This is a genomic window from Capnocytophaga sp. G1920, assembly GCF_051417515.1.
This window is the reverse complement of record NZ_JBPRKH010000017.1, coordinates 1-12,062: the sequence shown is the minus strand read 5'-3', so window position 1 is coordinate 12,062 and position 12,062 is coordinate 1. Positions and strand designations below refer to the sequence as shown.

General features: G+C 35.2%; 9 protein-coding genes. All 9 read left to right on the top strand.

The features are described from left to right. The first annotated feature begins 4 nt into the window (after positions 1–4). The gene (locus tag ACSQ7D_RS09775) at positions 5–2,056 is read left to right on the top strand and encodes a fibronectin type III domain-containing protein (protein WP_437136125.1); all 2,052 of its coding nucleotides are present in this window, start codon (positions 5–7) and stop codon (positions 2,054–2,056) included. Between the two features lie 15 nt (positions 2,057–2,071). After that, positions 2,072–5,131 carry a hypothetical protein gene (locus ACSQ7D_RS09770; RefSeq protein ID WP_437136124.1) on the top strand — a complete coding sequence of 1,020 codons (3,060 nt, stop codon included), beginning with the start codon at positions 2,072–2,074 and terminating at the stop codon, positions 5,129–5,131. A gap of 2 nt (positions 5,132–5,133) precedes the next feature. Beyond that, complete coding sequence (locus ACSQ7D_RS09765; protein WP_437136123.1) at positions 5,134–5,655, top strand: hypothetical protein; 522 nt, start codon at positions 5,134–5,136, stop codon at positions 5,653–5,655. Between the two features lie 4 nt (positions 5,656–5,659). Then, positions 5,660–6,181 (top strand): hypothetical protein, encoded by a 522-nt coding sequence (locus tag ACSQ7D_RS09760; protein ID WP_437136122.1) that lies wholly within the window; start codon positions 5,660–5,662, stop codon positions 6,179–6,181. A gap of 3 nt (positions 6,182–6,184) precedes the next feature. After that, positions 6,185–6,703, top strand: coding sequence for a hypothetical protein (locus ACSQ7D_RS09755; RefSeq protein ID WP_437136121.1), 519 nt, complete (start codon positions 6,185–6,187; stop codon positions 6,701–6,703). 4 nt (positions 6,704–6,707) lie between these two features. Then, a complete protein-coding gene (locus ACSQ7D_RS09750) occupies positions 6,708–7,226 on the top strand; it encodes a hypothetical protein (RefSeq protein WP_437136120.1) in 519 nt (172 codons plus the stop codon). 549 nt (positions 7,227–7,775) lie between these two features. Beyond that, positions 7,776–8,213 carry a lipocalin family protein gene (locus ACSQ7D_RS09745; protein WP_437136119.1) on the top strand — a complete coding sequence of 146 codons (438 nt, stop codon included), beginning with the start codon at positions 7,776–7,778 and terminating at the stop codon, positions 8,211–8,213. Between the two features lie 62 nt (positions 8,214–8,275). Further along, complete coding sequence (locus tag ACSQ7D_RS09740) at positions 8,276–11,617, top strand: hypothetical protein (protein WP_437136118.1); 3,342 nt, start codon at positions 8,276–8,278, stop codon at positions 11,615–11,617. 5 nt (positions 11,618–11,622) lie between these two features. After that, a partial coding sequence (locus ACSQ7D_RS09735; RefSeq protein WP_437136117.1) for a hypothetical protein occupies positions 11,623–12,062 on the top strand: 440 nt, incomplete at its 3' end.

The following is a 12,062-nucleotide window of genomic DNA, read 5'->3' as shown; positions in this document are numbered from 1 at the left end:
GAAAATGAAACGAGTTTTATTTATAGTTATATATAGCATTACTTTTCTTGCCTTTTCACAAGAAAATCCTTCTTTGCAAATGAGTAAGGAGGTACGAAAAAACAGCATTGCCTTACGTTGGGCAGTAGATGCTCCTGTAGCGTGGCAGAAAGCCAATAATATAGGTTTTCAGTTGGAACGGACTACATATCTTCGCAATGGTAAAGTGCTCGCTACCCCCGAAACCAAAGTGTTAGGCACATTCAAAACCCCTCCGTTAGAAAAGTGGCAAGAATGGGTAGAAAAGAACGATAATGCAGCTATTGTAGCACAAGCTATTTATGGAGAAACCTTTGAAACGGAAATTTCTAATAACCAAAATCCTATAGAAGGCATTGCTAATAAAGCGCGCGAAATAGATGACCGTTTTTCTTTTGCTTTAATGGCAGCCGATTTAGACTTCTCGGTAGCTTGCTTTGCAGGGTGGGGATATGTAGACAACGAGGTGTTACCCAATGAAAATTATCTTTATAAGGTAAAACTATTGCCTAATGATAAGCTTAGCGTAAAAGAAGGAGGGGTAGTAGCAGGGCTCAAAGATTTTCAAGAATTACCAGCTCCTTTCGGTTTTAGAGGACATTTTGAAGATAGGAAAGTAACCCTCACGTGGGACTATCAAACCCTTAGCCAACTCTATAGTTATTACTTTATTGAAAAGGCTGAAGGCGACGCTCCTTTTGCTCCAATAACCGAACACCCCGTGGTGAATATGAATCAGAATAGTCGTTCCTCAGCGATGATTTATGTAGATTCATTAGCTCAGAATGATAAGGAGTACCGCTATCGCCTAAAAGGAAAAACAATCTTTGGAACTTATAGTCCGTATTCTCAAGAGATAAAAGGCAAAGGTATTAAGGCTATTACGCAAATAGCACAACTTACTGAGGTAGTTCCTATAGACGAAAAGCAATACCGCTTGCGTTGGGATTTCTCTAAGGAAAATGAGAATGAGATTACACACTTTTCTCTCTTGCACTCGCCTGACGACAAGACTTATAAAGAGATAAAAACTCCTATTGCTATAAGTGACAGACAAATACTTATAACCCCTACAATGCCCTCTAATTACTACAAGGTGCGCACGTATGCCAAAAATGGTATTACTTTCGATTCATTCGCGATCTTAGTACAGCCCGATGACGAAACCCCTCCTGAAAGGGTACAACAACTCACAGGGACTATAGATACTTTAGGGGTCGTAACTTTGCAATGGAAAGCCAATACCGATGCCGACCTAATGGGCTATTACGTATTTAGAGGTAACCAAAAAGGTGAAGAGATGATGCGTATCACAGGCTCTCATATCACCGATACCTCCCTTAAAGATACCGTAGTTCTCAAAAGTTTGAACGCTAAAGTATATTATTGGGTAACTGCCATCGATTTTCGTAAGAATGAGTCTACTCCCTCCGTATTGTTAGAACTCACCAAACCCGATAAAGTTCCTCCTACCACCCCTATTTTCACTCAGTATGTCGATGATAAAAATGGCTGGAAACTTACTTGGCGTAAGAGCTTTAGTGACGATGTAACCCAATATTTGCTCTACCGAAGAGAAAAAGGAGCTACCGATTGGAAACTTATTCACTCTGAAAATAATAGCAAAAAAGAATCCTATACTTATACGGTTCCTCCTAATGTATCAGGAGTTTATGAGTATACTGTACGTGCAAAAGACCATAGCAATAACTTTTCTGACTATTCGCCTGTAATACAAATCAATCACAAATCTAAAACTGATGATAGGGTATTACGAGGGCTTCAAAGTCGTGTTAAAAAAGGAAAAGTTACTTTGCAGTGGTTACCTATAAAAGATGGCTTTAATGAAATGATAATTTACAAGGCTATCAATGGAGATAAACCTATGTTGTGGCGCAGTTTTACTACGCCTATTACCTCAGTTGAAGATACCGACATACAACCTGATAACACTTATCTCTACCTTTTTAAAGTCATTTTAAAAGACAATTCACCTACCCCTACTGAAAAAATAGAAGTCAAAACAATTAATAATTAACAATCCATAATTATTATGTTCTTACGTCGTTACATACTCTTTTTCTTCACCTTGCTGAGTTTCACTCTGCAAGCTCAGCAATACCCTGTGGACGTGCAAGTGTTTGTCACTCCGCCCTATCCACAGAGTCTGAGAGGGTATGCCGACACCTTTGAACAGAAGATACAAGCACACTTTCTGCTTAAAGACCTCTCTACCGGCGGACGCCCCTTTGTGCTCCGCTTCTCGTTAGAGGACTTCCAAGGACAAGTCATTGCCCAAACACCTGATTATATTACCCCCTATTTGGTAAACCTATCCCCAGGCGTACGACGCACACTTACCAATATAGATTTCAAAACCCTACTGCGCTACGAAAACCTCTACGGTATTAATGAGGCGACTTATAACGGACTACTTCCTGAGGGTACTTATTTTATTGGCTTGTCGCTTTACGACGTAGCTACTGGACGCCCCGTATCCAACAAAGGACGCGCGATGATACAAGTGCGACGCTATTCACCCCCTGTGCTTACAATGCCCCAAAAAGGAGAAGTGCTTACCAAAAAGAACGCTTTTCAGCATATTGTTTTCCAATGGATGCCTCGCGATGTAGCCCCCTTTATGCAGTATGAGTTCACCCTCAAAGAAGTATGGGACTTGGCATTGGTGCCAGAAGAGGCGTTTATGACGGGACGATTGGTGTACCAAACTAAAACCTTTTCACCAGCCTTGGCATACACTAATATGATGCCAATCCTATTGGAAAACAAGCGCTACGTATGGCAGGTACGGGCTTTTACAAATAACCCCAATAACCCTAACGAACAGTCATACTTTAAAAACAACGGCAACTCCGAGACTTTTTACTTTGATTTAGTGTCTCATTGTGAAGCGCCGAAGTTCCTTACAGCGATAACTGAAAGCACCTCGGCACAACTGCGCTGGAGTGCTCAGGCGATGATGCCTAATCAGGAATACCCGTACAAGGTGATGTACCGAGAGAAAGGCAAAAGCTGGAAATCGCAAAAGGTGAGTATGCCCTATGCTAAAGTTACAGGACTCAAACGGGGACGTACTTACATCTACAAAGTGGGTGTAGCCTGTGGCTTAGAAACAGCTTATAGTAGCTCGGTATTTGGTGAAGAAAGCTATATGTATAGTACCGAACAAGAGTTTACCACCACTGAGCAGATAGACGAAAAGAGCCAAGTACAATGTGGGGTAAAACCCGAAATACGCATCAAGAACACCGAGCCATTGCAGGATAACCTGTATCCTAACACCTCCTTTACGGCAGGTGATTTCCCGGTAACGGTGCTCAACGCTACAGGTAACAATGGCGTATACTCAGGTGAAGGCTATGTGAAAGTACCTTATCTGCAAGACACTAAGATAAAGGTAGTGTTTAACGGCATCAAGCTCAACACCGAACGGCAACTCATAGAGGGGAAGTTAGTAACCACTTATGATGAGACGGAGAGGAATGTGATAAATATTACGAATGAAGTAGAAAGGATTAAGTCAATTCTAAGAGAATATAAGGGTAAAAAGAATCAACAGAAAGAGTTAAAAGAACAGGTAAAACAGATAAAGGAAGAAATAGATAAACATAATGATAATGAACTCAAGAAATCTCTTGAGAACTTAGAAAAGAGTGCAGATAATCTTATTGAAAAAGGAAAAAACTTTACCTCTAATGAAGTAAAAAAAGTTGAAGAAGAAATTAAATTATTGCAAGAGGAATTACAGAAATATACAGAAAAATTAAATAGCTTTGAAAATACAGGAGGTAGTATTAACAACGTAGGGAAAGACGTTTACTTTGATGGTGTTATTAATGGTACAACTATTCCTCAAGGGGCTATTTTAACAGAGAACGCTTTCCAGAAAGAGTTTAAGAGCAAACAAACTATTGCTGTACCTAATAATGCTTCGTTTGAGATATACACAATTAACAATCAATTTAAGATAATTGTAAGTACATCAAATATTAAAGATGAAGAATTTGAGAAACTGAAAAAAGAATTAGAAAAAACTCAAGGATTTGCCATTTGGTTGCACTACACAAAAGGAGAAAATCAATTGAAATATAAAATTAATTATAGTGATAGGTTTTTCTCTAAAAAGCAAGATATTGAGATATACAAACGTGTAATGAAGAAAATGCTAGAGAATGCAGACCCAACGGATAATTGGGGGCAGTTAGTGATAGGAAGTGCCTATGGTATAAACACTATGACCCAAAAACTGATAAACACTCCTCAAGACTATCAAGAAAAAGAAGGACAAAGTTTAGAGATTCGTTTGTTAGAAAAGTATTATGACTATCTTTACAAGAAAAAGAAAAACAACGAGTTTAAACAAGACATTATAACACTTTCAGCAACCAATCAAGATGCTCTATTAGAACCTACTTTTCAAGGAGGTACTGTGGATAAAAGTTGGTTAGAAACTATTTTACCTAAAGATAAAATAGAAGAGTTTAGAAAAATGTTTGAATTAGTATATAATAAAATAGACTTTTCAAAAGTTGGTTTTGGTATAGAAAAATCTGCTGGATTAGAAAATGAATTTGGATTAAAACAAGAGGCTAGTGTTGTGTTAGGAAATGTCATCTTTATGGGAGGTAATGATAGTGGTTATGTTCATTCATATGTAGGAGGTGAAGCAGGAATGGGAGGAGTATTGAATATTGGTATTTCTGCTAATGTAGGGGGAAGCTTATTTATGACTTTTGCAGAAACGGATGAATATAAGGAACATATTAATTTTGAAGGTAAATATAAATATGGAAGAGGAGGTGTTGGTGTTGGTACAGGACTCCTTTTAGGAGGATTAGATATTTCAGTAGGGACAGCTTATACTTATGCGCAAGGAGAAGTAGAAAGTGAAGAGGGAAAAGAAAAAGAGGTGAGTTGGAATGTTTTGTCATATTCTACATCTGTTGGTGTAGGAGGAGGTCTTTCCCCAGTAACGCCAAGTGTTACAGCAGGAATAGGAAAGACAGCTTTTATTAACAAAAAAGCTGTTGACACTCCCAAAACTAAATGGGAAAAATTGAAGAGTTACATTAAATTTATAATACCCCACTAAAAATGTTACGAAAAATTATATTATTTCTCACAGGAGGTTTGATAATGCTTAGTGTTCTTTTTATCTTTGTAAATAATTTTATAGAGACGAGAAATAACACTATATATGAAAGTGAGCAAAGTAATCTTTATAAAGAAAACTCTTTTTTTTATATATCAGGCCAAGTCTTTAAAATTGAAAAAATAGGGAACTTTTCTTATGCTCTTTTTGTCAAAACAGATTCTGTAAACATTTTAAAATCAGAAAAAAGAAGAGATAGAATTTCGGGAGTTTTTGATGAAGATAAAAAAATAGCCATTCTTCTATCGAGATCTAAGTCACGATTAGGAATTGCAGAAACAGACAACAATACACTTCCTTATCTAACATATACGTGCAATCCTAAAATAGGTAAATATGGTTTTACATTTTCTGATAATAAATTAGAATTATATGAAGGAATATGGAACGCAAGTGTTAAAAAAACTATAGCACAATATTTACTTCAACAAATGGATACAATTCCTAATGGAATAGAGTTTTAAAATTATGGTAATAAAAACAAGTAAGACAACTAATATAATAATGGCAACCTTTTTTGGGATAATGTGTTTTCTAATGTTTTATGAAAGTTGTTATAATTCTGAAAAAGAACAGAATAGTAGGCGTATATATGAAGAAAATACTTCTTATTATATATCAGGTCAAGTCTTAAAAACAACTGAAATCTCATCAGAAAGATATTGTCTTTATGTAAGACCTGATTCTATCAATATAGGAAAAATCTCACCAGATCTATATTATTTTTCAGGAGTTTATGATAAAAAGAATCATATTGTTCTTGTAGTTGCCCATTTAGCTTTTATAGATAAAAAACATCAATACAAAAATGAAAAATATCCTTATATTATAGCTCAGTTTGATAGTGATAAAAAAATAGATACTTTTATTCACTCAAATGATGACTATGGGTTTCGTGGTGTAAACAATTTAATTTATGTTTCTAATAAGTTTTACGGAGATTTTCTTACTAAACAAATGGATACGATGTCTAACGCTATAAAATTCTGAAATATGCGTAAGTTTATATTATTTTTCATAGGAGGTTTGATAATGCTTAGTGTTCTTTTTATCTTTGTAAATAATTTTTTAGCCTCAATAAATGACGCTACGTACGAAAATGAGCGAAGAGACTTTTATAGAAAGAATACATTTTTTTATATATCAGGTCAAGTCTTTAAAATTGAAAAAATAGGGAACTTTTCTTATGCTCTTTTTGTCAAAACAGATTCTGTAAACATTTTAAGATCAGAAAAAAGAAGAGATAGAATTTCGGGAGTGTTTGATGAAGATAGAAAAATAGCCATTTTTCTATCAAGATCTAAGTCACGATTAGGAATTGCTAAAACAGACAACAATACACTTCCCTATCTAACATATACGTGCAATCCTAAAATAGGTAAATATGGTTTTACATTTTCTGATAATAAATTAGAATTGGATGAAGATATGTGGGATACTGATAAAAAAACAACTATAGCACAATATTTACTTCAACAAATGGACACAATTCCTAATGGAATAGAGTTTTAAAATTATGGTAATACAAACAAGTAAGACAGCTAATATAATAATGGCAACCTTTTTTGGGATAATATGTTTTTTGATGTTTTATGAAAGTTGTTATAATTCTGAAAAAGAACAAAATAGTTGGAATACATATAAAGAAAATACTTCTTATTATATATCAGGTCAGATATTTAAAATTATAGAAATTAGTGGGAATAGATATTGTATATTTGTAAAAACAGATTCTGTTGATATAAAAAAAGTATCACCAGATCTATATTATTTTTCTGGAATCTATGATAAAAAGAATAATATTGCTCTTTTAGTTCAACATTTAATGCTTTTTAATGAGGAAAGAGATAGAGAAAAAAAATATCCTTATATCATAGCTCAGTTTGATTGTGACAAGATGATAGATACTTTAATTCACTCAAATGATAACTATGGCTTTCGTGATATAAATGATTTGACGACTGTTTCTAATAAATTTTACGGGGACTTTCTCACTAAACAGATGGATACGATGTCTAACGCTATAAAATTCTGAAAAAACAAATAATGTTCCTTGACATATTGAAAAACCTTTTGATATTAGCGACCAACTCAAAAACGGCACTTTGCCCACAGAAAACGAGTTTGGCGACCTTTCTACCTATAGCCCTGAACAAAATGCAGTCATCACTAAATTTACAACCAACAGAAAGCCAAAAGAGAATACTTAGTAGCTTTATCACTTTTAAAAGATAAGAAAACGAAAATATAAATAAATGGGAAAGGTACTTCTTGCTTGAAGGAATCTTATGCTTAGCTTATAGAGAGCTTATAGGAAGCTTATACGAATCTTGGAAGATTGGTATAGAAAGGGTGTATAAAGACTTGATAATGAATAACTAAGAGTGAAGAATTAACAGTGATTTTAGAGAAATAAAGCGAAAGAAAAACAAAGTAGAGAAGGAGAGAGTATTTTTTTTAGATAAGTTTTCTAATGCAGAAAGGGAATAAGTAGATTTGTAAGAAAAATATCTCACATATTATTTGCACATCTCACAAAAACAGCTTACCTTTGTCGCATTAATAACGCTTAAAAAAATGTACGATGAAAAAAATCTTTACTTTGGCTTTTGTAGCCTTAACATTATTATTAGCCACGGCGTGCGGAAAAAGCAATAACGACAACCCTAACCCTCAGGATGATGGTAAAAAAGCATTAATTGGAACGTGGAAAATTGAATCTATAACTGATGAAGGGGAAGAAATAGTTTTAAATGAGTGCAGAAAGAAAAGTTACATTCTCTTTACAGAAAAGCAATACGTAAATACTAATTTTAATAAAGAGATAGATGAATGTAAAGAGAGTTCTAATGCATTTAGCTATGTTATATCTAATAATAAACTTATATTATCTGATACTGAAAAAAAGACATATACTTATACTTTTTCAATTGTAGAAAATAAATTAACTCTAATTCATAGTGAAAAAAATGATATGGGAAATGGAACTGAAATTGAAAAAAGAGTCTATGTGAAGGAATAATGTTCCTTTGTTTTTCAAATATTAGGATTACCTTATTGAAAAAAACTTAAAGATCTGAGACAATGGCTTATAAATTACTTTACTTTATATCATTTCTTGTTGCCAGTATAAGTGTTTTTGCTCAAGACAGAACAATTGATATAGATTTAAATATCAAAAAAAATAATAATTATTATATATCGGGGGGAGTTGGCTTCTACGGGAGTGGAGGAGGAAGAAAGTTGTGTGGTAAATGGAATAGGATTTTTATAAATGAGCGAGAGAAAAACTTTTCTACTGAAAATAACTTTTATAACCCACTTAAATATTTTTATAATGAAAAGCCCTTAACAATAAGGTATCAAGGTCACATACAAAGACTTGGTTGGAATAGATATGATTGTGATGGAGATGATGAGGACTTTAATGTGCCTATTAATGTTGTTTTTTGTAAGATATTGCATGATAGCAAAGAAGGGGATGGACATGGAGCATCTTTAAGTTACTCTTATGATTTTTATGTCGTTCCCCTTCATACTTTGAAAACCTCTGATAACAATAGTGCTAAATTTCTCCCTATTGATGTCAAAGTTCCTCTTATAGCTAAGGAAGTTTTTGATAATGATTTATATCATTATGAATATGCAACAGAGAAAAAGAGGTGGTGGTTTAGTTGGTTAGATGATTATAATTGGAAACCTCTTCCTGCAAAATTCCAACAAAAACAAAGCATAGAAGTCTCTGCTGAAGATGTTTTAGAGAGTAAAACCAAAGCAGAAGAGATGATAGGTAAACCTATTTACTTCAGAGTAGTATCTTATGATAAAGATACTGGTTTAGTATGTTCTTCTTCTGAGGTATTACCTCTTACTGTCACACAAGCAGCTCCCTTCATTACGATAAAAAATATCCAATCTCCTTTATGTAATAGTAATGAAACTACTGCTACTGTTACTATCCAGCTCAGTAGGAAATTATTAGGTAGTTTAGAACAATATAAGAAAAATAGAGATGCTTATTTAGGTGAAGTATTCAATGGTTTTTCTTTCATAAAAGCAGGGGAGAATGAAAAAGGAGGAGATATTGATGGTCTGCCTAAAGATTTAACAGAATATTTCTTACAACACGACCACATAGATAATGTAGTACTTCGTACTGCTTCTGTAACTACTAATTATCAGATAGATATAATGGGAAAATTTTACTACCTAAATAATAATGGGCAAAGAAAAGATATTCCCTTATATACAGATGATGCACAACATAAAGGTAGATTTACAGTTGCTGTCCCAGAACCTTTAAATTCTTTTTTGTATTATAAGAATGATAATCAATGTTTCGGAGAGTCTAAGGGTGTGATAACTCTTGAAATTTCAGGTGGTACACCCCCTTATAAATATATTAAAAATGGAGAAGAACCTGTGCTCGTTGATGATAATTTTGTCTATGATGATAATTTTCTCTATCTTTCAAATCTACCCTCTGGAACATATACCTTTACTATTACCGATAAGAACGATTGCCAGATTCTTAAAAATGGGGTAGTATCTCCTGTGGTTGTAAAAATAGGAGGGCCTGCAAAGCCTATTACTATTGTTAATGAAGGGAAAGTAAACTTCATCACACATGCTAAGGGCTATAAGCGTAAAGATGGTATGATCTCAGCAATTATTACCGGAGGGACTCCGATCGATAGTTATAGATATACAACTCAGTTGCAAGCAAGTAATGGAGAATTTATTAACACTCTTCATATGGGGACAGGAGAAAAAAAGGGGGAGTTTTTAGCTCTTTACTATTTTTTAGGGGCAGATACTTATACGCTTACTATTAAAGATAGAAATGGTTGTACGCTTACTAAGAAAATTACCATTACTGAGCCTGATGAACTTATTATAAATAGCATTGAAGCTACGCCTATCAGTTGTAACCCTCGTAATAGTGACCCCAATAATAATTCGAGCATCAATAGTAATGGTACGCTGACGGTAAATGCTAAAGGAGGAGTACCTACTTACAGATATGTATGGAAAAGATTTAACAAGCCATATACTGAAACAAGAAATAAGACTATTACAGATCTTGTAGATGGTATCTATCAGGTAGAAGTTATAGATGCTAATGAAAATAAAGCTGTCGGAACTTATACTCTTACTTATCCTGACCCTCTTTACTTGAAGGTTACTAAATCAGAAATGACCTGTAGTGCTCCTAATGGGGGGCAAGCAACAGCTATAGCCTCTGGAGGTACGCCTCCTTATACCTATCTTTGGAATACAGGGCATACAGGCGCTCATATCACAGAACTATCGGCTGGGAAGTATTTCGTAACCGTAAGTGATAGTCGTGGTTGTTCCGTGCAAGAAAAGGTGGTGCTTTCTTATCCTGAGGAAGTGGAGGTAGTAAGCACTATCATCACTCCCGTAACCTGCTATGAGGGGAATGATGGTAAGATAGCTCTTACACTCTCAGGAGGAAAAGGAGCTGTTAATGTTTTGTGGTATGATGCTGAGGGTACTCTCATTACACAAGGCACTACTAATGGAGGTAAAACTATCAGTGGGTTAAAAGCAGGTAAATACAAAGCAGTATTCCGTGACCAAAGCGACTGTCCGGCGTTAGAGCAGTTTTACGAAGTATTGCAACCTGAAAAAACGGTTATTAATATTCCTTCACAAATCACGATATGCCAAGGTGACAGTCGGTCATTCGATTTAAGTACAGCTTTTCCTTCGGCTACTTTCCGTTGGACAGATAGCACAGGTAGCCTCCTTAGTACCGAACCTACCTTTACCGTATCGACAAAAGGTAATTATAAAGTAGAAATTACTGACCAGAAAGGCTGTAAAGAGGCGACAACCTTTGAAGTTTCACAAAGTGATAAGATATTAGAAGTAGACTTTTTGGCTGCTACCAATTCATATTACAACTATACAGTAAAATTGGTAAGCTTATCTCACAGTATCACTACCCAGTGGGTATTACCTCGAGAAGTGACTCTTATCAAAGAAGAAAATGGAGCTGCAGAAGTGCGTTTTCCTAACGAAGGAACTTATACCATAGGCTTAAAAGGCTTTTTGGACGGTTGTGAGAAGACCGTATACAAAACGCTTTGGGTAGAAAAAGATCGATTGGGTATTGGTAAGGAAAATACATCTAAAGAAGTACTCATAGATGATTTTGGTATTTTTAGTAATCCTAACAATGGAACTTTCCGTATAAAGGTAAATCTCAAGAGAGCTTCTGCAATAAAGGTGTATTGTATAGATATTTTAGGCAGAGAGGCTTTCCCTGCCATTGAGCAACCAGAAGGTACAACTTTCGACATTCCTATTGAAAACAGAAGAATATCAGCAGGACAGTATTTGGTTATTTTAGAAGCAGGTGGCGATGTGATGGTGCAGAAGATGATTGTTAATCATTAAAAATAATGTTCTTACGTCGTTACATACTCTTTTTCTTAACGTTTCTGAGTTTCACTCTGCAAGCTCAGCAATACCCTGTGGACGTGCAAGTGTTTGTCACTCCGCCCTATCCACAGAGTCTGAGAGGGTATGCCGACACCTTTGAACAGAAGATACAAGCACACTTTTTGCTTAAAGACCTCTCTACCGGCGGACGCCCTTTTGTGCTTCGGTTCTCGTTAGAGGACTTCCAAGGACAAGTCATTGCCCAAACACCTGATTATATTACCCCCTATTTGGTAAACCTATCCCCAGGCGTACGACGCACACTTACCAATATAGATTTCAAAACCCTACTGCGCTACGAAAACCTCTACGGTATTAATGAGGCGACTTATAACGGACTACTTCCTGAGGGTACTTATTTTATTGGCTTGTCGCTTTACGACGTAGCTACTGGACGCCC